Raw genomic sequence first — 22028 nt, 5'->3', positions numbered from 1 at the left:
TGGGCGCGCCTAGTGCATTTAGTAACAATCTTTTGTGAACTTCGTCTTATCTTCTTCTTGTCGCTGTCGTACTCGATCACTAGAATTAGTGTCCATCGAGGGATGCTACACTACATGTTGTGGTCGCCTAAGCGCTGATTCCCGTCGGCCACGCCATTTGGACTAGCCCGTCCAAGCGTCGCGATCCCCCTCAAAAGACCCGATTTCGTACCGGACATGACGCCGTCATGTCGTTATCTACGCGCTTTTCGCACAGGAGCTTCCATGCAGACTACGATCGCCTCTGTGACCCGGCCTTCGGCCGTGCCGCCCTCGCAAACCGATTCTCCCGCCGACAACGGCGGGCAATGGGCCAGCTACAACATCATTCGCCGCAATGGCTCGGTGGTCGGGTTCGAACCCAACAAGATCGCCATCGCCATGACCAAGGCATTCCTGGCCGTGAATGGCGGCCAGGGCGCCGCGTCCGCCCGCGTGCGCGAACTGGTGGAAACGCTGACCACCCAGGTCGTCAACGCCCTGGTCCGCAACCGCCCCGGCGGCGGCACCTTCCATATTGAAGACGTCCAGGACCAGGTCGAACTGGCGCTGATGCGCTCGGGCCAGCACGACGTCGCCCGCTCCTACGTGCTGTACCGGGAAAAGCGCACGCAGGAACGCGCCGCGGCAGCCGCCGCCGAAGGCCAGGAAAAGGCCGCCGCAGCCCCGCAGGAACACGTGCTGAACGTGACCGATGCCGGCGAGCGCCGTCCGCTGAACCTGGCTGAACTGCGCGCCACCATCGAAGCCGCCGGCGAAGGCCTGGCCGAATTCATCGACACGGAAGCGATCCTGAAGGAAACGGTCAAGAACCTGTACGACGGCATCCCCGTCGACGAAGTGTTCAAGTCCGCCATCCTGTCGGCGCGCGCGCTGGTCGAAAAGGACCCGGCCTACAGCCAGGTCACCGCCCGTCTGCTGCTGCACACGATCCGCAAGGAAGTGCTGGGCGAAGAAGTCTCGCAAGACGGCATGGGCGCGCGCTACGCCGAATACTTCCCCGCCTTCATCGCCCGCGGCATCGAAGGCGGCCTGCTGTCGCCCGAACTGGCCAACTATGACCTGACCAAGCTCGGCCACGCCCTGAACGCCAAGCGCGACCTGCAATTCGGCTACCTCGGCCTGCAGACGCTGTACGACCGCTACTTCCTGCACATCCGCGGCACCCGCATCGAACTGCCGCAGGTGTTCTTCATGCGCGTGGCCATGGGCCTGGCGCTGCGCGAAACCGACCGCGAAGCCCGCGCCATCGAGTTCTACGAGATCCTGTCCTCGTTCGACTTCATGAGCTCGACGCCGACGCTGTTCAACTCCGGCACCCTGCACTCGCAGCTGTCGTCGTGCTACCTGACCACCGTCTCCGACGACCTGGAAGGCATCTACGACGCCATCAAGGAAAACGCGCTGCTGGCCAAGTACGCCGGCGGCCTGGGCAACGACTGGACTCCGGTCCGCGCGCTGCGCAGCCACATCAAGGGCACCAACGGCGAAAGCCAGGGCGTCGTGCCGTTCCTGAAGGTCGTCAACGACACCGCCGTCGCGGTGAACCAGGGCGGCAAGCGCAAGGGCGCTGTCTGCACGTACCTGGAAACGTGGCACCTGGACATCGAAGAATTCCTGGAACTGCGCAAGAACACCGGCGACGAACGCCGCCGCACGCACGACATGAACACGGCGAACTGGATTCCCGACCTGTTCATGAAGCGCGTCATGGAAGGCGGCGAATGGACCCTGTTCTCGCCGTCCGACTGCCCCGACCTGCACGACAAGGTCGGTCAGGAATTCGAGAAGGCCTACGTCGGCTATGAATCCAAGGTCGCCAGCGGCGAGCTGAAGCTCTTCAAGAAGATGCCGGCGCTGACCCTGTGGCGCAAGATGCTGTCGATGCTGTTCGAAACCGGCCACCCGTGGATCACCTTCAAGGATCCGTGCAACATCCGTTCGCCGCAGCAGCACGTGGGCGTCGTCCACAGCTCGAACCTGTGCACCGAGATCACGTTGAACACCAACGAATCCGAAATCGCGGTGTGCAACCTGGGTTCCGTGAACCTGGTCGCGCACATGAAGCCGGCCGCCGGCGGCGGTTTCGAACTCGACCACGACAAGATCAAGCGCACGGTGCGCATCGCCATGCGCATGCTCGACAACGTGATCGACATCAACTACTACGCCGTCGACAAGGCCCGCAACTCGAACGCGCGCCATCGTCCGGTGGGCATGGGCATCATGGGCTTCCAGGATTGCCTGCAGATGATGCGCGTGCCTTACGCGTCGCAGGACGCGATCGAATTCGCCGATCGCTCGATGGAAGCCGTGTGCTATCACGCATACTGGGCCTCGAGCCTGCTCGCCGAAGAACGCGGCCGCTATCAATCGTATGAAGGCTCGTTGTGGTCGCGTGGCATCCTGCCGCAAGACACGCTGAAGATGCTGCGCGATGAGCGCGGTGGTCACGTCGAGGTCGATGAGTCGAGCACGCTCGATTGGGATACGTTGCGCGCGCGCATCAAAGAACATGGCATGCGCAACTCCAATTGCATCGCAATCGCCCCAACCGCGACTATTTCCAATATCATTGGTGTATCTGCGTGCATCGAACCCACTTTCCAGAACTTGTACGTCAAATCGAATCTCTCCGGCGAGTTCACGGTCGTTAACGATTACCTCGTGCGTGACCTGAAGAAACTCGGTCTCTGGGACGAAGTCATGGTCGCCGACCTCAAGTACTTCGACGGCAGCCTGTCCCGCATCGATCGCGTACCTTCCGAACTCCGCGAACTCTACGCCACCGCGTTCGAAGTCGAACCGAGCTGGCTGGTTGAATGCGCGTCGCGCCGCCAGAAGTGGATCGATCAAGCCCAGTCGCTGAACATCTACATGGCTGGGGCATCGGGCAAGAAGCTGGACGACACCTACAAGCTGGCCTGGAAGCGTGGCCTGAAGACGACCTACTACCTGCGCACCCTTGGCGCCACCAGCGCTGAGAAGTCCACGGGACGCGGCGGCGAACTGAACGCCGTCAGCGCAGGAGGCCAGTCCACGGCTGCGGCTGCAGCGGCTGCACCTGTTTTGCCGGAACCCGAAGTTCTCGGGGCGGTTTGCACCATGCGGCCGGGCGACCCCGGCTTCGAAGAGTGCGAAGCCTGCCAATAACCGCCTCCGGAGAATGAATCATGATTAATTGGGAAGACGACACCATCGCCAAGCAACCTGCACAATCGCCCGCCCCCGCGGCGAGCGGGCAGGCTGCGCCCGAAGTCCGGGCGGCGACCGGCGTATTCGGCGACGCCGCCATGCCCACGCCCGCCGCGCCTGAACACGCGGCCGGCCTGGCCGTCAGCGGCTCCGCCACCTCGCAGCGCGTGAAGGTTGCCGACAAGCGCATCATCAACGGCCAGACGGACGTCAATCAGCTCGTGCCCTTCAAGTACAAGTGGGCATGGGAGAAGTACCTGGCCACTTGCGCCAACCATTGGATGCCGCAAGAGATCAACATGTCGCGCGACATCGCCCTCTGGAAGAACCCGAACGGGCTCACCGAGGACGAGCGCCGCATCGTCAAGCGCAACCTGGGTTTCTTCGTCACGGCCGACTCGCTGGCCGCGAACAACATCGTGCTGGGCACCTACCGCCACATCACGGCGCCCGAGTGCCGCCAGTTCCTGCTGCGCCAGGCGTTCGAGGAAGCGATCCACACACACGCCTATCAATACATCGTCGAAAGCCTGGACCTGGACGAGGCGGAGATCTTCAACGCCTACAACGAAGTCCCGTCCATCCGCGCCAAGGACGAGTTCCTGATCCCGTTCATCGACGCGATCGCGGACCCCAACTTCAAGACGGGCACTCCCGAAGCCGACCAGACGCTGCTGAAGTCGCTGATCGTCTTCGCTTGCCTGATGGAAGGCCTGTTCTTCTACGTTGGTTTCACGCAGATCCTGGCGCTGGGCCGCCAGAACAAGATGACTGGCGCCGCCGAGCAATACATGTACATCCTTCGCGATGAATCCATGCATTGCAACTTCGGCATCGACCTGATCAACACCATCAAGCTGGAAAATCCGCATCTGTGGACGCCGGAATTCCGCGAAGAAATCCGAGAACTCTTCCGCAAAGCGGTCGAACTCGAATACGCTTACGCCGAAGACACGATGCCGCGCGGCGTGCTGGGCCTGAACGCCCCCATGTTCAAGTCCTACCTGCGCTTCATCGCCAACCGCCGTTGCCAGCAAATCGGTATCGAACCGCTGTTCCCGCAGGAAGAAAATCCCTTCCCGTGGATGGCGGAAATGATCGATCTTAAAAAGGAACGCAACTTTTTTGAAACTCGCGTGATCGAATACCAAACCGGTGGCACGCTGAGCTGGGAGTAAAGCAGTACGCCATCGAGCCCGGCGCGGGCACGCCCAACTGGGCGTCGCGTTCGCGACAGGCTTGATGGCGGTCTCCCCGGTCAGGGTGTTCTGGTATTTTCGAACACGTAGAACAAGCGGTCGGCAGCCTGTGATCAGGCAGCCGACCGGCGCCATTTGAAATGGCTCGCGCCAAAGGAGCGGGGGCCATATCAAATGGCTGTGCCGAATTCATTAGCGCAAACCGTAGTAGCTGTTGCTCGCACAGAACAGCGGCATGCGCCGATGAATAGCCCGGGCACGATTCGTCTTGTTGGCGGATCGGGGCACGGGTTTAAGTTCTGGGACCCCTGAACCTAAGGAGCATGACCATGGCAACAGCCAAGAAAGCCGTAAAGAAAGCGGTGAAAAAGCCCGCCGCCAAGAAGGCAGTAGCGAAGAAGGCCGCTCCGGCCAAGAAAGCTGCCGTCAAGAAGGTAGCCGTCAAGAAAGTCGCTGCCAAGAAACCGGCAGTGAAGAAGGTTGCCGCCAAGAAGCCGGCCGTCAAGAAAGCCGTCGCCAAGAAGGCGGTAGCCAAGAAGGCCGTGGCCAAGAAGGCCGTCGCCAAGAAAGCGGTTGCCAAGAAGGTCGTCGCCAAGAAAGCGGTAGCCAAGAAGGCCGTCGCCAAAAAGGCCGTCGCCAAGAAAGCGGTTGCCAAGAAGGCCGTCGCCAAAAAGGCCGTCGCCAAGAAAGCGGTTGCCAAGAAGGCCGTCGCCAAAAAGGCCGTCGCCAAGAAAGCGGTAGCCAAGAAGGCCGTCGCCAAGAAGGCGGTTGCCAAGAAGGCGCCTGCTGCCAAGAAGGCCGTTGCCAAGAAGGCCCCCGCTGCCGCCAAGCCTGCTGCTGCCAAGAAGCCGGCCGCTGCAAAGAAGCCTGCTGCGAAGAAAGCCGCTCCGAAGAAGCCCGTAACGCCGCCGTCCACGGCTGCCGCCCCGGGCGCGAAGACCGCGCTGAACCCCGCCGCGTCGTGGCCGTTCCCGACCGGTGGCCGCCCCTAATCAGGACGGTTCGAAGCCTTAGCTTCGCACGAGCCGCCTGGCCTTGGCCGGGCGGCTCTTTTACCGCAAGAAAAAACAGGCCTTCCCTGGCGGGGCGTGCTTGCCCTGGGCCCGCCTTACGGCAAAAGAAGCCTCAACCCAATGGGGGCGCTTTTTTCATGCTTGAGCGTGCGACAATTGACTCCTCTTTTTCAGGGTGATCGTGTCCATGCTCGGTGAAATCTTCCGCTTCCTGCTCGAAATCGTGTTCACGCTGTTCGGCGCGGCGCTGATTGCCCGCGCCTGGATGCACGCGATACGGCTGCACCCCTTCAATCCCCTCGCCCGCGCGGTTTACCAGGCCACCAACTGGCTGGTGACGCCGCTGCGCAAGATCATTCCCGCCGGCAACAAGATCGACTGGACCAGCCTGGTCGCCGCCTGGCTGTCCGCGCTGATCTACCTGGTGCTGATCTGGCTGGTGGCGATCGGCGCGCTCATTCCCCTCGAACTGCTGCCCGCCGCCATGGGCTCGGCGCTGGTCATGGCCGCCAAATGGGCGCTGAACCTGGTGGTCTGGCTGACCCTGATCCAGGCGGTGCTGTCGTGGGTCAACCCCATGGCGCCCATGATGCCGCTGCTGCAGGCGCTGACCGATCCGATGCTCAACCCCATCCGCCGCATCCTGCCCCGTACCTCGATCGACTTTTCGCCGCTGGTGCTGCTGATCGTGGCGCAGATCGTGCTGATGGTCCTGGCCCGCCTGAGCTACGGCCTGATGGGCATCTGAGGCGCGGGGCCGCGCGCCCCGCCCTCACATCGGAATGGCGGTGTAGATCTCGATCAGCTTCTTGCGGTCGATCTTGTGGTTGTTCGACATGGGCAGCGCTGCACAGGCCACCAGTTCGGACGGCACCATATAAGGCGGCAGGCGCTGGGCCAGCCGCGCCTTCCAGCCCTCGAGCGCTTCCGGCGCCAGCAAACTCGCCGGCGAGTCCGCCGCCGCCACGCCCGCCACGAAACCGATCAGCCGCACTGCCGTGCCATCGGGCCGGCGCAGCACCGCGCAGGCGCCGCCCTCCACGCCCGGCAAGCCATGCAGCGCCTCGTCGATCTCGGCCAGTTCGATGCGGTAGCCGTTCAGCTTGATCTGATCGTCCATCCGGCCGCGGCAGAACAACAGGCCCTTCTCGTCCATCTGCCCCAGGTCGCCGGTGCGGAATGCCCGCCGCCCGTCGGCGTAGATGTAGAGCTTGGCCTCGTTCAGGTCGGCCCGGTTCAAATAGCCGCGCATGACGTGGTCGCCCACGATGCAGATCTCGCCGCCTTCGTCCACCAGCAGCTCGCTGTCCGGTTTGGCATGGCCGACCGGCAGCGGGTCGTGCGCGGCCAGCACGGCGTCGGTGACTTCGATCCAGGTGGTGGCGACGGTGGCCTCGGTCGGACCGTAGGTGTTCAGGATGACCGCGCCGGGAAAGCGCTGGCGCAGCTTCCTGGCCAGCGCCGCAGGCAGGGGTTCGCCGCAGAACAGGAAGGTGCGCAGCGTGGGCAGCGCGGCCGGCGAGAAATCGCGATTGGCCAGCTGCTGGTGCGCGAACGACGGCGTGGACACCCATACGGTGACGCCATGCTCCGCCAGCCGTGGAATCCAGGTGCCGGCCGCCGCGATCTGCTCGCGCGCGTTCAGCACGCAGGTGCCGCCCGAAGCCAGGGTGGCGAATACTTCGTACATGGAAAGATCGAAGCTGAACGGCGCCTGGTTCATGAACACGGGAGCATCGCCCAGCCCGAAACTGCCCAGCATCCAGTCGCCCAGCAGGCCCACGCTCTCGCGGCCAATCTGCACGCCCTTCGGATCGCCCGTGCTGCCCGACGTGAACATGACATAGGCCAGGCCGCGCTCGTCCAGCATGGCGCCCTCGCCCGGCGTGAACGCGCCAGCCGCCGCGTCGTAGACGGCTGCCGCCCGCACGATCTCGACGATGCGGCGCAGGCGCTCGGCCGGATAGATCGTGTCCACGGGAACGAAGGGCGCGCCGATCAGCAACGCCCCGACCATCGCGACGAAGAACGACGCCTCTTTGTGGCCGTAGACGGCCACCGGCACGTCCGGCGCAACGCCGTGCCGGCGCGCCTCCCCGGCCCAGGCCCGCGCTTCGTCGCGCAATTGCGACCAGGTCAGGCTGCGGTCGGCGGCGACAATGGCCAGCGCGTCGGGAGCTCGCTCGGCATCCGTGAACTGGAAGGACTTCAGGTCGAAACGCATGCCGAAACCCCCGGCGTCAAATAGGGCTGCGGCCGCTGAACACGTAGAGCGCCAGCGCAGCCAGGATCAAAGTAAGCACGCGCCCGAGGAAGCGCATGACGGGCCGCGCCAGGGCGGCCTGCAGGGCCGGACGGGTGCGCGCAGCGTTGACCAGCAGGTTGTGGCCCACCGAGTACGCACCGAACATGAGGCCGCTGACGATGTAGTGCAGCGACAGCCCGTTCCAGACGCCCATGGCCAGCAGGGTCGCGAAAATGCCGATGTTCTGCGCGGCCAGACGGTGGCGCGAAAAGTACGCGGTCTTGCTCAGCGCCTTGTAGATCGGCATGAATACCACGTCGCGCAGCCATTCCGACAGGCTGATGTGCCAGCGCCGCCAGAAATCCTGCGGGTTCAGCGTCGCCAGCGGGTTGCGGAAGTTGATCGGCAAGGTGAAGCCGAACAGCATGCCGATGCCGATCGCCATGGTGGAATAGCCGGCGAAGTCGAAGAACAGGTAGGCGCTGTAGAGCGAAGCGTTGAGCGCCACGCCGGTGAACGAATAGTCGTGCGCGTCCAGTGTCGCCAGGCCGTAGCGCCAGATCAGCTCGGCCAGGCCGAATTTCTGGATGACGCCGAGCATGATGAGTTCCAGGCCGCTCAGCCAGGTGTTCAGGTTCACTCCTTCGTAGCCGCGCTTCAGGTCCGCCTGGAAGTTGCGCCAGCGGTACATGGGGCCGGCCAGGAGCGTCAGCGGGAAGAACAGGTAGATGAAGTAATCCAGCGGCGAGACGCGTTCGTTGCGCTGCGCGAACAGCAGCACGTCGATGGCGCGGAACGTGGCGAACGACAGCCCCAGCATCGCGCCCAGGTGCGACACGCCGGTCTTTACCAGCAGCAGCGGCGTCATCGTGATGATCACGCCCAGCCACGTGGGAATGTAGTTGCGCCGCACGGCCCACAGCGCGCTGCCCGCAATGGCGATCAGCGCGATCGGCTGGTAGGGACGCGCCCAGAACACCCCCATCCAGACGCCCAGGCAGATCACGCCGATGACGTGCCGGTAGCCGATGTGCAGCGGCATGCCGAAAGACCGGTACACCAACAGGCCCAGGCCGCCGAACAAGGCGCCCCCGAAAAAGCTCAAGCTTGCGAACAATTCCATGCTGCGGTCAGAACTGTTGGTATTGGAATTCGACCTTGATCGGTCCGCCGCTGCCCGTGGTGGGCTGCGCTTGCAGCACGAAGACCAGGATCACCCCGAGGTACAGGCACAGGTGCCAGAAGAAGCGGCGCCCCCAGGCGGCGCCCTTGCGCACTTCCTGCTCCGCGGCGGGATTGCCGGCCTTCGGCCGGCCCCAGGAGAACAATTTGCTCATCGGGAAAAGTACTCCGCAATGCCTTGGTCGGCCATCGCCCAGCCGAGTTCGGCCAGATGCATGTCGTCGCGCAGCATGCCCGGCTCGAACGGAATGCTGTAGAGGTCCAGGCAGCCCATCCGGTAACGCTCGCACATGCCGGTGATGGCGGCCACCACGGGATCGAAGCGCTCGACGTCGAGAATGAGCTTGGGATTGAACGGCTGGATGACGAAATAGGCGTGGACCTTGCGCTTCTGCAGCAAGGCCATGACGCGCGACAGATCGCCCAATTCGGCGCGGGTGATCGGATCGACGTCCGCAAACTCGTTGCGGGCCGGCGAATACAGGGGCGCCAGATATTGCTTGTAGTAATCGTCGCGCACGTCGTAGGGATTGTGGCCGCCCAGGTCGCTTTCGACGTCGCGCGCCTGGTGCGTCAAGCGGCCCCATTGGCCCTGGTCGAGGCGGGCCGCCGACGGCCAGGACACGAAGCGGTGCGCAGGCACCGACAGCTTGCTGCGCGGTTTGTCGGGCGCCGGCTCCTTGCGCGCCTGCCACCACAGCGACAGCTTGTCCTTAAGCTCGGCGACCTGGCCATTAGCGATGAGCCACAGCAGCCCCCAGTTGGCGTTGTCGGTGATCCACGTCTGCATCTGCTCGCGCGTGCTCGGCTGGTCCCACAGGCGGTCCCAGACCGGGCCCGTTACGTGCTCGGCGAACGCGCTGCGCGGCAACTGGCCGCCCGAGGCAAACCAGGCGGGCGACACCATGATCACCAGCCGCGTGTTGGGCGTCAGCGAATCCGCCACTGACTCCAGCACGCTGACGATCCCATAGGACTGGAACATGGCATGGCCGTAGGCCAGCGTGGGCACCTTCAGCTCTTCCGGGAAGAAGCGGTAGGGCACGAAACGCAGGTCGTGGCTGGACAGCTCGGACGAGCCGAGCACGACCAGCGTGCCGTCGCTCAGGGCATTGCCCAGGCGGTTCAGGTTGACGTGCTGCGTGCCCCAGTCCGGCCCCAGGTTGGGCAGGTAGTTGCTCTTGCTGGCCGCGGAGGCGGCCGGCTGCATGGGGTTCACGATGCGGCTGAGCACGTCGTCCGCGCCGCAGTAGGCCCCGATCGCCAGTGCCACCGCCGTCGCGGCAGCCGCGACGTGAGACAACAGCCGGGAATTACGAAGTATGGGTAGCGACATAGCCGGCAAGCGTGCGGACCGACTGTAGATGCTCCGCGATCTCGGGAGCCGGGATGCTGCAGCCGTACTCCGACTCGACGGCGAGCGTGATGTCCACGGCAGCCAGGGAGTCGACGAGGCCGGTAGCGATCAGCTGCGTATCGGGAGTGACTTTCTTCATGACGATCGACTCGACAATCTCGCCGATCCGGGTATGGAGTTCTTGCTCGGAATGCATAGCTCGTGCAGCGTTACGTTGCCTTGTGGGCAAAACATCCCCTGCCCTGGATAATCAGGACGAGGAGGATACTGAAAAAAGGCTGAAACCGAACTGAAATTCCAGCGTGCCAGAACGACGTCGAGAAGCACTTGGTTACATGATATTCACGGCACGACATCGCTCGCAGGCGCAATCATGTCACTTCGCCCGTCGAATCGCCATGAAACTTTTGGAGGAAATGGCGAGAAAAGGCTGGAAAACGTAACGCCTGCGGGTAAGTCCCGGGGTACTCCGTTGCGACGGAGCGACATATTTTTACGTCTGCCAGGCTGCGGCCCGGCGCCCCATTTTCCGCCGAAGGGGCCGCCAACGAAAATGCCCGCTTGCGCGGGCATTTCCGGTACTGCCTTGCCGGGAAGCAACGGCTTCCCGGATGCGGCGGCGATTACATCGGCGTGACGCGGGTCGGGCCGGAGCCGCTGATCACCTGGACGCGCTGGCCCACGCTGATGGGCACATCCGCTTCCTGCGCGATGACGCGGGTTTCGCCGTTGTCGAGGCGCACGGTGATTTCGTAGCCGGAATTCTTGCCGACCTGGTTCTCGACGGCGTTGCCCGCCAGGGCGCCCAGGATGACGCCGCCGACCGTGGCGATGGTGCGGCCCGTGCCGCCGCCGATGGCGTTGCCCGCCACGCCGCCCAATGCGCCGCCGGCAACCATGCCGACACCGCTGGATTTGTCGTTCTGGATCACGATGGGACGCACGCCCGTGACCGTTCCCGTGCGCACGATCTGTTCACGCTGCGCCTGGTCATAGCTGTACACCCCGCTGGATGCACTGCGATTCGCGCAGCCGCCCAGGACTGCCATCGACGTCACGACGGCGGCGATAGCCAGCCACCGGCCGGTACGCGGCGCGATCAGGGAAAAAGATTTGCTTTGGTTCATTTGGACTCCTCGATCGGCTATGCCGACGACTTCTTGATCATACTCCGCCCGGTAGCGGCGGCCAGCGCAGCTGCAACACACTGAAACTCACGGCCAGAAGCTGCAAACAGCGGCGTTGGCGCTGATTCGACCAAGCTGGCGCCGCCGGGTTCCCGGCAGCGCGGCGGCGCTCAGACGGGCAGATGGATGCCGTAGGTGGCGTGCAGGACGGCGTCGATCTCGGCGCGCGACGGCGCGTGGTTCTGCGGGCCGCGCGAAGCGATTTTGATGGCGCCCATGACGTTACCCAGGCGGCAGCTGTCTTCCCAGCTCCAGCCGCTGGTGAGGCCATAGAGCAACCCGCCGCGCTGAGCGTCGCCGCAGCCCGTGGGATCGACCACCTGGGCCGCGCGCACCGGCTCGATCTGGATGGTTTTGCCGCCGGTCAGCAGCGTGGCGCCTTCGGCGCCGCGCGTCACCACCACCGCCTGCAGCGTACTGGCGATATCGGCCACGCTGCGGCCCGTGCGCTGCTCCACCACGCCGGCCTCGTAATCGTTCACCGTCAGCGCCTGCGCCATTTTGAGCATGCGCTCCAGGTCGGCACCGTCGAACAGCGGCATGGCCTGGCCCAGGTCGAAGATGAACGGGATGCCGCGCTTATGCAGGCGTTCGGCATGGGCGAACATGCCTTCCTTGGCGTCGGGCGCGATGATCGCCCACGCCGCGTCGGCGTCGCTGAGATCGTTGTCGGCGGAGAACGACATGGCGCCCGGATGGAAGGCCGTGATCTGGTTGTCGTCCAGGTCGGTCGTGATGAAGCATTGGGCGGTGAAGGTATCGGCAATGACCTTCACGCGGCTGACGTCGATCCCCAGGCCCGACAGGCGGGCCAGGTACTCGCCCGCGTCCTCGCCCACCGTGGCCACCGGCACGGGCTTGCCGCCCAGCAGATTCATGTTGTAGGCGATGTTGCCGGAGCAGCCGCCATATTCCTTGCGCATGCTGGGCACCAGGAACGACACGCTCAGGGATTGGATGCGGTCGGCCAGGATGTGCTCTTTGAAACGTCCTTCGAACACCGCGATGGTGTCGAACGCCATCGAACCGCAGACCAGAACGGGGGTCGCCATGCTTGTCATCCTTTAAGGAAAGAATTTGTCGATTTGGTAGCCATTGACCTGCACGCCGGTCACTTCGATAGGCACCGAGATTTTCAGCTCCCCGGCAGGCGCGAAGGGGCCGCGCAACTGCTCGGGAGTCAGGTAGTTTTCCGGCATCAGCACGCGGCGCACGACCACCGTGTCCGACAGATCGGTCAGGTCCAGCACCAGCGCGGGCCAGTGCTGCGGCTTGTCGTAGCGGTTGCGCAATTCCAGTCTGAGCACGAGCCGGCTGCGCCCATCGTCGATCGCCGACGCGCCGGCCGGCGGCTGCAGCGACGAAGAGGAAATCGCAATGCGCTCCAGGCGGCGCGCATACCCGACGGTGCAGTCCAGGGGCCGGCACGCCGCGTCCAGCACCGGCCGCAGGGCCGGCACGGCGTTGGCGATGTCGGTGCGGTACACGTAGAGCAGCTGCAGGCCCAGCACGATCAGGCCAGCCAGGCAGGCCCCGCCCCACAGCTTGCGAATCAGGCCGCGCCGCTCCTGGCGGTCCTGGTCCAGGAATTCGGGTGGCGCCCGGCCTACGTCGGTTGCGCTGGAATAGCGCGTGCGCGTGTCGCCCAGCACCGGTTCGCGCGGATCGTCGTGCTCGGGCGCGTATTCGTCGTCGTATTCGTCGTCGCGGGCGTCGTCGCGCACGTCCACGTGCCGGTAGTCGCCCGCCGGGGCGAACGCCGGTTCCGCGGACCTGGCCCAGCGCGCAGGCTCGGCGCGATCATTGGCATCGTCATCGGGTTCGTATTCGTCGTCCGCCTCTTCCGGCTGGCCGGCATCGGGCTCGGTGCGCCGGCGGATATCGTCGCGCCCGCGCAGCACGGCGGGCTGGGCAGCGGCCGGGGCAACAGGCGGATGCGACGGCGCAACGACGGGCGGCCGATACGCCGGCGCCGCGTCGACGGGCGCCTCGGGCTCGTCTTCCCAGGGCGGAACGGCTGACGCGGCTGGCCTTGCCACCGGCTCGGCGGGCAGATGCGAAGCGGCCGCGCCGGACTCCGGCAGCAGGCAGGCGCGCCCGTCGAATACGGTCGAGCAGGCACCGCAGCGCACCAGGCCGTTACGGACCCGGAGCTGGTCAGGCACGACCTTGAAAGAGGTGCCGCACTGCGGGCAACGGGTGGTCAGGGCCATGGCGCGATGGTGCGGCGCAGGCGCTCAGGCCTTCTGGCCGTGCAGGCAGACCCAACCGTCGCGCGCGCGCCAGACCGACATGGCGATCCAGGGCGCATAGGCGGCGGCCACTTCCTCGGCCTGGCGTTCCAGGACGCCCGACAGCACCAGGTGGCCGCCTTCGGCGACACGCCCGGCCAGCATGGGGGCCAGCACCTTCAGCGGATTGGACAGGATGTTGGCCACCACCACGCCGAACGTGCCTTCCGGCAGCGCGTCGGGCAGCATGGCTTGAAGCTCGACCCGGTTGACCTCGGCATTGAAGGCCGTGCTCTGGACGGCCTGCGCGTCGATATCCACCGCCAGGGTCGGGCCCGCGCCCAGCTTGCGCGCGGCAATGGCGAGAATGCCCGAGCCGCAGCCGTAGTCCAGCAGCGTGGCGCCCTGCGGCAGCTCGGATTCGAGCCAGGCCAGGCACAGGTGCGTCGTGGGATGGCTGCCCGTGCCGAACGCCAGGCCGGGGTCGAGTTCGATATGAATCGCGCCTTCCTGCGTGGCCGCCTCCGGCTCGAAGCCGGGCACATCGGGATTGTCGCGATGCCAGCTGGGCACGATCCACAGGCGCTCGGCGATATGGATGGGGCCAAACTGCGACTGCGTCAGGCGCACCCAGTCGGCGTCGGGCACGTCGCGCAGGCTCCAGCCCGCGAACAACGCGGGATCGAGTTCGCCCGCCTCGGCGGCCTCCGCCATGATCTGCTCCGGGTCGGCGCCGTCGGGCAACAGGGCGACAACACGGTTGCGGTCCCAGGCCTGCACATCGGGCTCGGTGCCGGGTTCGCCGAACAAGGGGCGTTCGTCATCGGTGCCTAGGTCGGCGTCTTCGACCGACACCGACAGCACGCCCGCTTCGAGCAGCGCATCCGACAGGGCCTCGGCCTGAGCCTCCAGGCAATGGAGCACGAGTTCACGCATGATTGTTTCTTCCATCTGGCCGACGGGCCGCGGCATGTGCCGCGGCCCGTCGACCTTATCGCTTTGGAAAAAGCCCCCAAGCGGACCTTTTCCTTGAAGCAAAAAGGGGCCGCAAGGCCCCAAGTCGTTGGTCAGGGACGCTGCGCCAACTTGTTTTCCAGATAGTGGATGCTGGTGCCGCCTTCGATGAAGCGGGAATCCTGCAGCAATTCGCGATGCAGCGGGATGTTGGTGGAAATGCCTTCCACCACCATTTCCGACAGCGCGATGCGCATGCGGGCCAGCGCCTGGTCGCGCGTATCGCCGTAGGTGATGACCTTGGCGATCATCGAATCATAGTTCGGCGGCACGAAATAGCCATTGAACGCATGCGAATCGATACGCACGCCCGGACCGCCCGGCGTATGCCAGTTAGTGATACGGCCGGGGCTGGGCACGAAACGGAACGGATCTTCTGCGTTGATCCGGCATTCGATGGCGTGGCCCTTGAAGGCGATGTCGCGCTGGCGCAGGGTGAACTTCTCGCCGGCGGCGATCAGGATCTGCTGCTGGACCAGATCGATGCCGGTGATCAGCTCGGTGACCGGGTGCTCGACCTGGATACGGGTGTTCATTTCGATGAAATAGAACTCGCCGTTTTCATACAGGAATTCGAACGTGCCGGCGCCGCGATAGCCCATCTTGCGGCAGGCGTCGGCGCAACGGTCGCCGATGCGCTCGATCAGGCGGCGCGCGACGCCTGGCGCGGGCGCTTCTTCAATGACTTTTTGGTGGCGGCGCTGCATGGAGCAGTCGCGCTCGCCCAGCCAGACGGCATTGCGCCCGCCATCGGCCAGCACCTGGATTTCGATATGGCGCGGGTTCTCGAGGAACTTCTCCATATAGACTTCCGGGTTGTTGAACGCGGCGCCGGCCTCCGAACGGGTCATCGTGACGGCGTTCAGCAGCGCGGCCTCGGTGTAGACCACGCGCATGCCGCGGCCACCGCCGCCGCCCGCGGCCTTGATGATGACCGGGTAGCCGACTTCGCGCGCAACGCGGATGATTTCCTGCGGATCGTCAGGCAACGCGCCTTCCGAACCCGGCACCACCGGCACGCCGGCTTCGATCATGGCGTGCTTGGCGCTGACCTTGTCGCCCATCAAGCGGATGGTGTCGGGACGCGGGCCGATGAACACGAAGCCGCTCTTCTCGACGCGATCGGCGAAATCGGCGTTCTCGGACAGGAACCCGTAGCCCGGGTGGATGGCCTCGGAATCCGTGACTTCGGCAGCCGAAATGATGGCCGGCATGTTCAGGTAGCTTTCACGCGACGGCGCGGGCCCGATGCACACGGATTCATCGGCCAGGCGCACGTACTTGGCTTCGCGGTCAGCCTCGGAGTGCACGACCACGGTCTTGATGCCCAGCTCGCGGCAAGCGCGCTGAATGCGCAGGGCGATTTCGCCCCGATTGGCGATCAGGATTTTTTCGAACATTTTCAGCTATCAGCCAATGACGAAGAGGGGTTGACCGTACTCGACGGGCTCGCCGTTTTCGACCAGGATTTCTTTGATGACGCCGGACTTGTCGGCTTCGATTTCATTGAGCAGCTTCATGGCTTCAATGATGCAGAGCGGATCGCCTTCCTTGACCGTGGCGCCCACATCGACGAACGGCGCGGCGCCCGGGTTCGGCGAGCGGTAGAAGGTGCCAACCATGGGGGCCTTCACGACATGGCCCTGGATCACCGGCGCGGCTTCCGCAACGGGCGCGGCCGGCGTAGCGGGCTGGGCCACGGGCGCGACGGGCACGCCGGCTTCCGGCTGGTGGTAGGCGACCGGCTGCAAGGTTTGCGAGAACTTGACGATCCTCACTTTGCCTTCGCCTTCGGTGATTTCCAGCTCGGCGATACCCGATTCAGCCACCAGGTCGATCAGGGTTTTGAGTTTTCGAAGATCCATAGAAGCTGCTTCCCGAGATAGTGTCGGCAACGTCCCAGCGTCGGGTCCGCGCCGTAAAGATGTAGATGCTGTGAGTTAGTGCGAGATCAGTGCCGCACTGCGTAACGCAGAGCCGCCTCGTAGCCGTCCGCGCCGAGGCCGCTGATAAGGCCTACTGCCAAGTCGGACAGATAAGAGTGATGCCTGAAGGGCTCTCGCTTATACAGATTGGACAAATGTACTTCAATAAATGGGATCGCGACCCCAGCCAGCGCATCGCGGACCGCGACGCTGGTGTGCGTATATGCCGCCGCGTTGATGATGATGAAGTCTGTGCCGTCTTGCCGGGCCGCCTGAATGCGGTCAACCAGCGCGCCTTCGTGATTGCTTTGCCACGCAGTCAGCGTGGCGCCCAGTTCGCCTGCGAGCAGCTCCAGTCGCTCATTGATCTGGGGCAGCGTGAGACTGCCGTAGATATGAGGTTCCCGGGTGCCGAGCAGGTTTAGGTTCGGGCCATGCAATACCAGTATGTTTTGCGCCATGCGCTTGCCAATGAGTGGTTTGCCAATTGTTGGCAAAACAGCCGATAAACCAGCTTTTTACGCCAATTCCTACTATTTGTCCAACAGACTTACGCCTTTAAACCAGATAAAGTGCGGTCCAGGTCATCTGGCTGGATTTCACCCAATATCTTCCGGTTAATACCGCCATCTGCATTGAAAACAATAGTAAAAGGCAGGCCTCCACTGGGGTTTCCCAGCTTGCGCAGCGTATCGATCGCCCCTGCGCCGATAACCCAGAGCGGGTAGGAAACCTGCACTTTCTCGACAAATTTTTGCATATTGGCCGCGGAATCGACACCAATGCCGACAAAGCGGACATGTGGGTATTTTTTCTGCAAAGCGTCGAGTTCGGGCATTTCGCGGACGCAGGGCGCGCACCAGGTCGCCCAGAAATTGACCACGATGGGCTGGCCTTTCCAGCCCGCCAGCGAATGGGACGCCCCGCTCAGATCGGGAAGCTGCAACTGCATCAGGGCGGCGACGGGGTCGCCGGCATCGGCCGAAGCCGCGGGCGCCGGAGACTTGCGGCCCATCAGGGTATAACCGCCCGCAACCGTGGCGGCTATGGCCACGCCGGCGGAGAGGAGAAGGCGTCGATTCATGGCGCGATCATAACCGCTGCCGCCGTTTTTTGCCTTGAGGCCGCACAAGGCCGAACGCCGCCCGGGAGGCAGCAGGCCGCGCAGCCGGCGCGGCTTGGAGGCGCCTTCCCGCCGGGCGAGTCACGCCGCTATATATACAATGCAGGACAGGAGAGTTTTCAATGCACCTGCACATTCTTGGCATCTGCGGTACGTTCATGGGCGGCCTGGCGCTGATCGCGCGCGCCGCCGGCCACAAGGTCACTGGTTGCGATGCGGGCGTGTACCCGCCCATGAGCACGCAACTGTCCGAACAGGGAATCGAACTGATCGAAGGCTTCGGGGCCGAGCAATTGGCGCTGAAGCCCGACCTGTACGTGATCGGCAACGTGGTCAGCCGCGGCAATCCGCTGATGGAAGCCATCCTGGAGTCGGGCGCCCGCTACGTGTCGGGCCCGCAATGGCTGGGCGACAACATCCTGCCCGGCGCCCACGTGCTGGCGGTGGCCGGCACGCATGGCAAGACCACCACCAGCTCGATGCTGGCCTGGGTGCTGGAGGCCGCCGGCCTGGCGCCCAACTTCCTGATCGGCGGCGTGGCGCAGGACCTGCACGTGTCGGCCCGCTACGACCCGGCCCGCCGTCCCTTCGTGATCGAGGCGGACGAGTACGACACGGCCTTCTTCGACAAACGCTCCAAGTTCGTCCATTACCGTCCCCGCACGGCCATCCTGAACAATCTTGAATACGATCACGCCGACATCTTTCCCGATTTGGCGGCGATCGAAACGCAATTCCACCACCTGGTGCGCACGATCCCCGGCTCCGGGCGCATCGTGCGCCCGACGCATTGCGCCGCGCTGGACCGCGTGATTGCGCGCGGTTGTTGGTCGGAAACCGTCACGTTCGGCGCCGATGGCGCCTGGCAGGCGACCGCGCCTGACGCGGACGGCGCATTCGGCGTGCTGCGCGGCGGCGCCGACGCGGGCACCGTGCGCTGGAACCTGACCGGCGAGCACAACCGGATGAACGCGCTGGCCGCGCTGGCCGCCGCCGAACACGTGGGCGTGCCCGCGGCGCAAGGCATCGAGGCGCTGAGCCGCTTCGCGGGGGTGAAGCGCCGCATGGAGCTGCGCGGCACCGTCAATGGCATCAAGGTCTACGACGATTTCGCGCACCACCCCACCGCGATCGCCACCACGCTGGAAGGCCTGCGCCGCCAGGTCGGCCCGGCCCGCATCCTGGCCGTGCTGGAACCGCGCTCGAATACGATGAAGCTCGGCACCATGGCCGCCCGCCTGCCCGAGGCCCTGGCCGACGCCGACCTGGTGTTCTGCTTCGGCGCCCATTCCGGCAAGCACGCCCTGGGCTGGAACCCCGCGGAAGTGCTCGGCCCCCTGGGAGCCCGCGCGTCGAGCTACGATGACCTCGGAGCGCTGGTGGCCGCCGTGGCGGACGCCGCCCGGCCTGGCGACCAGGTGCTGGTGATGAGCAACGGCGGCTTCGGCGGCGTGCACGGCAAGCTGCTGGACGCCCTGCAAGCGCGCGCCTGATCTCCGCACTCACCAAGGCAAAGGCGAGACATGATCCTCTACCTGCACGGTTTCCGCTCCTCGCCGACCTCATTCAAGGCCCGGATGATGGCCGACGCGATGGCCTCGCGCGGCCTGTCCGCCGCCTGGGCCTGCCCGCAGCTTCCCGCCAGCCCGCGGGCGGCCATCGACCTGGCGATGGGCATCGCCCGGCGCCAGCTCGAAGGCGCCGGCTCCCCCAGGGCGCTGACGGTGATCGGCTCGTCGCTGGGCGGGTTCTACGCCACCTGGCTGGCCGAGCAGCTGGGCTGCAAGGCGGTGCTGCTGAATCCCGCCGTGGAGGCCGCCCGCGACCTGGCCACCCAGGTCGGCGAGCACCGCATGTATCATTCCGACGCACCGTTCGCCTTCCTGCCCGGATATGTGGACGAACTGGCCGCCATCCACGTTCCCCGCATCACCCAGCCCGACCGGTACTTCCTGGTGGCGGCGACCGGCGACGAGGTGCTGGATTGGCGCGAAATGCGCGACCGTTACACAGGGTGCCGCCAGCGCATCGTGCAAGGCAGCGACCACGGCCTGTCCGACTTCGCGGACTGGATGCCCGAGGTGCTTGAATTCGCCCTTGGCGACAAGCAGGTTCGCCCCCAATAATCAGTTTCAGACCTCAACACTCTATATAGCTGCGCAAGGCGGCGCGTGCGCGCCGCCCAGGACGATTCTCACCATGTATGTGTTTTACGAAGACGACGGCAGCTTCAAGGCCGGCAATATCCTGTCGGAGACCGACGCCAGCCTGCAGGTGGAGTCGGAGTCCGGCAAGCGCAGCAAGATCAAGCGTGCCAACACGCTGTTCACCTTCGCTGCGCCCGAGCCGGCCGCGCTGATGAGCCAGGCGGCCGAATCCGCCGAGGCGCTGGACCTGCAATTCCTGTGGGAATGCGCGCCACAGGACGAGTTCGACGCGCCCGCGCTGGCCGCCGACTACTTCGGCCACGCGCCCACCCCGGTGGAACAGGCCGCCCTGCTCATGCGTCTGCACGGCGCGCCGGCGTACTTCCACCGCCGCGGCAAGGGCCGCTACCGCCCCGCGCCGCCCGACATCCTCGCCGCCGCGCTGGCCGCGCTGGAGAAAAAGCAGCGCCAGGCCGAGCAGCAGCAGGAATGGGTGGACGAGATGGCCGCCGGGCGCCTGCCCGAGCCGATCGCCCAGGCCGCCGAATCCCTCCTAATCCGCCCCGACAAGAATTCGCAGCAATGGAAGGCGCTGGACGCCGCCTGCGCCAAACTGGGCAAAAGCCCCGACCGCCTGCTGCTGGAACTGGGCGCGTGGCCGCACGCGCTCGCGCTGCACAAGCGCCGCTTCCTGGCCACGAACTTTCCGCGCGGGGTGGCTTTCCCCGACCTGGAACTGCCCCCCTTCGACCGCGAGCTGCCGCTCTCGGACGCCGAGATCTATTCGGTCGATGACGTCACCACCACCGAGATCGACGACGCGCTGTCCGTCACCTCCCTGCCGGACGGCCGCTTGCGCGTCGGCGTGCACGTAGCGGCCCCGGGCCTGACCGTGACGCGCGACAGCGAATTCGACAAGCTGGCGCGCGCGCGCCTGTCCACCGTGTACATGCCGGGCGACAAGATCCCGATGCAGCCGGACAACGTCATCCAGGCGTTCTCGCTGGACGCCGGCCGCGAAGTGCCGGTGCTGTCGCTGTATGTCGTGGCCGATCCTGAAACCGGCGAGGTCATCGAATCGGAGACCCGCCTGGAGCGCATCGTGGTGCGCGAGAACCTGCGCCACAACATGCTGGACGCCCAGGTCACGGAAGCCAGCCTTTCCGACCCCTCGGCGGAGCTGCCCTACGGCCACTGGCTGCGCCCGCTGTGGAAACTGGCGCAGGCCCTGTCCGCCCAGCGCGAGAACGTGCGCGGCAAGCCCGAGAACAATTCCCGCGTGGAGTACAGCTTCTACCTGGACGGCAACCCCGACGATCCCGACACCCCGGTGCGCCTGGTTCCGCGCCAGCGCAATGCGCCGCTGGACCGCATGGTGGCCGAATACATGATCCTGGCGAACAACCTGTGGGGCGGCCTGCTGCACCAGCATGGCGTGCCGGGCATCTATCGTTCGCAACAGGCCGGCCGCGTGCGCATGAGCACGCAGGCGTTGCCGCACGAGGCCATCGGCGTGCCACAGTACGCATGGAGCACCTCGCCGCTGCGCCGCTATGTGGATCTGGTCAACCAGTGGCAGCTGATCGCCGCGGTCGAGCACGGCGTGTCCGCGCGCCTGGTGGCCCCCTTCAAACCGCGCGATGCCGACCTGTTCGCCATCATCGGCGCCTTCGACGCGCAATACGCCGCTTGGGCCGAATTCCAGAGCGCAATGGAGCGCTACTGGTGCCTGCGCTGGCTGAAGCAGCACAACGTGACCCGCACGGTCGCGCATGTCCTGCGGGAAGATCTGGTCCGGTTCGCCAACGCGCCGCTGGTGACGCGGGTCGGAGGGATGCCGGAGCTGGAGCGGGGGACGGCGGTGGAGTTGGATATCCTGGGGATGGATGAGTTGTCGCTGGAGCTGGATTGCCGGTATGTGGGGGAGATCAGGCCGGCTGTGGGGGGGGAGGGGTAGACGGTTTTTTTTGTCGGGCGTGGCTTGTGGGCTTCGTAGGGCGTGGCGCGTCTTCTTCGTAGGGCGCCCGTCGGCGCCGTCGCCGCGGCCGCTCGCGCCCACGATTGCGGTCCGGCGCGCAGGCGCCGGACTACCCCTTCGTCATCCTCGTTGTCGCCTTCGGCGACTGCCTTCGGATTCCCTCGGGCGCATCGAGGTTGCTCGCGTCCGCGGC

Annotated in this window: 20 protein-coding genes; 7 read left to right on the top strand and 13 right to left on the bottom strand. The window is 65.1% G+C overall.

Annotation, left to right across the window (positions count from 1 at the left end):
- Positions 1-264 precede the first annotated feature (264 nt).
- The 4 genes from AGI3411_RS23120 to AGI3411_RS23105 all read left to right on the top strand — a co-directional run bounded on the left by AGI3411_RS23120 (position 265) and on the right by AGI3411_RS23105 (position 6194).
- Positions 265-3192 (top strand): ribonucleoside-diphosphate reductase subunit alpha, encoded by a 2928-nt coding sequence (locus tag AGI3411_RS23120; RefSeq protein ID WP_129529673.1) that lies wholly within the window; start codon positions 265-267, stop codon positions 3190-3192.
- A gap of 20 nt (positions 3193-3212) precedes the next feature.
- Complete coding sequence (locus AGI3411_RS23115; protein ID WP_129529672.1) at positions 3213-4412, top strand: ribonucleotide-diphosphate reductase subunit beta; 1200 nt, start codon at positions 3213-3215, stop codon at positions 4410-4412.
- 350 nt (positions 4413-4762) lie between these two features.
- Positions 4763-5425 carry a histone H1-like DNA-binding protein gene (locus AGI3411_RS23110; protein WP_129529671.1) on the top strand — a complete coding sequence of 221 codons (663 nt, stop codon included), beginning with the start codon at positions 4763-4765 and terminating at the stop codon, positions 5423-5425.
- A 208-nt stretch (positions 5426-5633) separates the two neighbouring features.
- Positions 5634-6194, top strand: a complete 561-nt coding sequence (locus AGI3411_RS23105; RefSeq protein ID WP_129529670.1) for a YggT family protein — start codon at positions 5634-5636, stop codon at positions 6192-6194.
- Between the two features lie 24 nt (positions 6195-6218).
- Here AGI3411_RS23105 and AGI3411_RS23100 read toward each other — a convergent pair whose 3' ends face one another.
- The 13 genes from AGI3411_RS23100 to AGI3411_RS23040 form a co-directional block, all read right to left on the bottom strand.
- Positions 6219-7670 (bottom strand): D-alanine--poly(phosphoribitol) ligase, encoded by a 1452-nt coding sequence (locus tag AGI3411_RS23100; RefSeq protein ID WP_129529669.1) that lies wholly within the window; start codon positions 7668-7670, stop codon positions 6219-6221.
- Between the two features lie 16 nt (positions 7671-7686).
- On the bottom strand, positions 7687-8814 hold the full coding sequence (locus AGI3411_RS23095; RefSeq protein WP_129529668.1) for an MBOAT family O-acyltransferase: 1128 nt from the start codon (positions 8812-8814) through the stop codon (positions 7687-7689).
- Positions 8815-8821: 7 nt separating this feature from the next.
- Positions 8822-9028 carry a hypothetical protein gene (locus tag AGI3411_RS23090; protein ID WP_165359246.1) on the bottom strand — a complete coding sequence of 69 codons (207 nt, stop codon included), beginning with the start codon at positions 9026-9028 and terminating at the stop codon, positions 8822-8824.
- Positions 9025-10209, bottom strand: coding sequence for a D-alanyl-lipoteichoic acid biosynthesis protein DltD (locus AGI3411_RS23085; protein ID WP_129529667.1), 1185 nt, complete (start codon positions 10207-10209; stop codon positions 9025-9027). Before AGI3411_RS23085 ends, AGI3411_RS23090 begins: the two co-directional genes overlap by 4 nt.
- Positions 10187-10426: an acyl carrier protein gene (locus AGI3411_RS23080; RefSeq protein ID WP_129529666.1), complete on the bottom strand. Its 240-nt coding sequence runs from the start codon at positions 10424-10426 to the stop codon at positions 10187-10189. The genes AGI3411_RS23085 and AGI3411_RS23080 overlap by 23 nt, the downstream gene beginning before the upstream one ends.
- Positions 10427-10853: 427 nt before the next feature.
- Entirely contained in the window at positions 10854-11357 is a 504-nt protein-coding gene (locus tag AGI3411_RS23075) for an outer membrane lipoprotein (RefSeq protein ID WP_129529665.1), read from the bottom strand.
- 170 nt (positions 11358-11527) lie between these two features.
- Entirely contained in the window at positions 11528-12469 is a 942-nt protein-coding gene (locus AGI3411_RS23070) for a carbohydrate kinase family protein (protein WP_129529664.1), read from the bottom strand.
- 12 nt (positions 12470-12481) lie between these two features.
- Complete coding sequence (locus tag AGI3411_RS23065; RefSeq protein WP_129529663.1) at positions 12482-13630, bottom strand: DUF3426 domain-containing protein; 1149 nt, start codon at positions 13628-13630, stop codon at positions 12482-12484.
- A 24-nt stretch (positions 13631-13654) separates the two neighbouring features.
- Complete coding sequence (gene prmA, locus AGI3411_RS23060; RefSeq protein WP_129529662.1) at positions 13655-14584, bottom strand: 50S ribosomal protein L11 methyltransferase; 930 nt, start codon at positions 14582-14584, stop codon at positions 13655-13657.
- 131 nt (positions 14585-14715) lie between these two features.
- Positions 14716-16062 carry an acetyl-CoA carboxylase biotin carboxylase subunit gene (gene accC / locus AGI3411_RS23055; protein WP_129529661.1) on the bottom strand — a complete coding sequence of 449 codons (1347 nt, stop codon included), beginning with the start codon at positions 16060-16062 and terminating at the stop codon, positions 14716-14718.
- Positions 16063-16071: 9 nt separating this feature from the next.
- A complete protein-coding gene (gene accB, locus AGI3411_RS23050; RefSeq protein WP_129529660.1) occupies positions 16072-16527 on the bottom strand; it encodes an acetyl-CoA carboxylase biotin carboxyl carrier protein in 456 nt (151 codons plus the stop codon).
- Positions 16528-16613: 86 nt separating this feature from the next.
- A complete protein-coding gene (gene aroQ, locus AGI3411_RS23045; RefSeq protein WP_129529659.1) occupies positions 16614-17048 on the bottom strand; it encodes a type II 3-dehydroquinate dehydratase in 435 nt (144 codons plus the stop codon).
- A gap of 89 nt (positions 17049-17137) precedes the next feature.
- The gene (locus AGI3411_RS23040; protein ID WP_129529658.1) at positions 17138-17671 is read right to left on the bottom strand and encodes a TlpA family protein disulfide reductase; all 534 of its coding nucleotides are present in this window, start codon (positions 17669-17671) and stop codon (positions 17138-17140) included.
- Between the two features lie 161 nt (positions 17672-17832).
- Between AGI3411_RS23040 and mpl the strand changes: the two genes are divergently transcribed.
- The 3 genes from mpl to AGI3411_RS23025 all read left to right on the top strand — a co-directional run bounded on the left by mpl (position 17833) and on the right by AGI3411_RS23025 (position 21814).
- A complete protein-coding gene (gene mpl / locus AGI3411_RS23035) occupies positions 17833-19203 on the top strand; it encodes a UDP-N-acetylmuramate:L-alanyl-gamma-D-glutamyl-meso-diaminopimelate ligase (RefSeq protein WP_129529657.1) in 1371 nt (456 codons plus the stop codon).
- Between the two features lie 30 nt (positions 19204-19233).
- Positions 19234-19836: a YqiA/YcfP family alpha/beta fold hydrolase gene (locus AGI3411_RS23030; protein WP_129529656.1), complete on the top strand. Its 603-nt coding sequence runs from the start codon at positions 19234-19236 to the stop codon at positions 19834-19836.
- Between the two features lie 73 nt (positions 19837-19909).
- Complete coding sequence (locus AGI3411_RS23025) at positions 19910-21814, top strand: ribonuclease catalytic domain-containing protein (RefSeq protein WP_129529655.1); 1905 nt, start codon at positions 19910-19912, stop codon at positions 21812-21814.
- The last annotated feature ends 214 nt before the right edge of the window (positions 21815-22028 follow it).

Source organism: Achromobacter agilis, from assembly GCF_900496965.1.
In the GTDB taxonomy this organism is placed as follows: Bacteria; Pseudomonadota; Gammaproteobacteria; order Burkholderiales; family Burkholderiaceae_B; genus Achromobacter; species Achromobacter agilis.
This window is presented reverse-complemented; position numbering and strand designations above follow the sequence as displayed.

Bases quoted from the DNA above. Each gene is read 5' to 3' on its own strand.
- AGI3411_RS23120 (WP_129529673.1), top strand. From the start codon at position 265: ATGCAGACTACGATCGCCTCTGTGACCCGGCCTTCGGCCGTGCCGCCC.
- AGI3411_RS23115 (WP_129529672.1), top strand. From the start codon at position 3,213: ATGATTAATTGGGAAGACGACACCATCGCCAAGCAACCTGCACAATCG.
- AGI3411_RS23110 (WP_129529671.1), top strand. From the start codon at position 4,763: ATGGCAACAGCCAAGAAAGCCGTAAAGAAAGCGGTGAAAAAGCCCGCC.
- AGI3411_RS23105 (WP_129529670.1), top strand. From the start codon at position 5,634: ATGCTCGGTGAAATCTTCCGCTTCCTGCTCGAAATCGTGTTCACGCTG.
- AGI3411_RS23100 (WP_129529669.1), bottom strand. From the start codon at position 7,670: ATGCGTTTCGACCTGAAGTCCTTCCAGTTCACGGATGCCGAGCGAGCT.
- AGI3411_RS23095 (WP_129529668.1), bottom strand. From the start codon at position 8,814: ATGGAATTGTTCGCAAGCTTGAGCTTTTTCGGGGGCGCCTTGTTCGGC.
- AGI3411_RS23090 (WP_165359246.1), bottom strand. From the start codon at position 9,028: ATGAGCAAATTGTTCTCCTGGGGCCGGCCGAAGGCCGGCAATCCCGCC.
- AGI3411_RS23085 (WP_129529667.1), bottom strand. From the start codon at position 10,209: ATGTCGCTACCCATACTTCGTAATTCCCGGCTGTTGTCTCACGTCGCG.
- AGI3411_RS23080 (WP_129529666.1), bottom strand. From the start codon at position 10,426: ATGCATTCCGAGCAAGAACTCCATACCCGGATCGGCGAGATTGTCGAG.
- AGI3411_RS23075 (WP_129529665.1), bottom strand. From the start codon at position 11,357: ATGAACCAAAGCAAATCTTTTTCCCTGATCGCGCCGCGTACCGGCCGG.
- AGI3411_RS23070 (WP_129529664.1), bottom strand. From the start codon at position 12,469: ATGGCGACCCCCGTTCTGGTCTGCGGTTCGATGGCGTTCGACACCATC.
- AGI3411_RS23065 (WP_129529663.1), bottom strand. From the start codon at position 13,630: ATGGCCCTGACCACCCGTTGCCCGCAGTGCGGCACCTCTTTCAAGGTC.
- prmA (WP_129529662.1), bottom strand. From the start codon at position 14,584: ATGCGTGAACTCGTGCTCCATTGCCTGGAGGCTCAGGCCGAGGCCCTG.
- accC (WP_129529661.1), bottom strand. From the start codon at position 16,062: ATGTTCGAAAAAATCCTGATCGCCAATCGGGGCGAAATCGCCCTGCGC.
- accB (WP_129529660.1), bottom strand. From the start codon at position 16,527: ATGGATCTTCGAAAACTCAAAACCCTGATCGACCTGGTGGCTGAATCG.
- aroQ (WP_129529659.1), bottom strand. From the start codon at position 17,048: ATGGCGCAAAACATACTGGTATTGCATGGCCCGAACCTAAACCTGCTC.
- AGI3411_RS23040 (WP_129529658.1), bottom strand. From the start codon at position 17,671: ATGAATCGACGCCTTCTCCTCTCCGCCGGCGTGGCCATAGCCGCCACG.
- mpl (WP_129529657.1), top strand. From the start codon at position 17,833: ATGCACCTGCACATTCTTGGCATCTGCGGTACGTTCATGGGCGGCCTG.
- AGI3411_RS23030 (WP_129529656.1), top strand. From the start codon at position 19,234: ATGATCCTCTACCTGCACGGTTTCCGCTCCTCGCCGACCTCATTCAAG.
- AGI3411_RS23025 (WP_129529655.1), top strand. From the start codon at position 19,910: ATGTATGTGTTTTACGAAGACGACGGCAGCTTCAAGGCCGGCAATATC.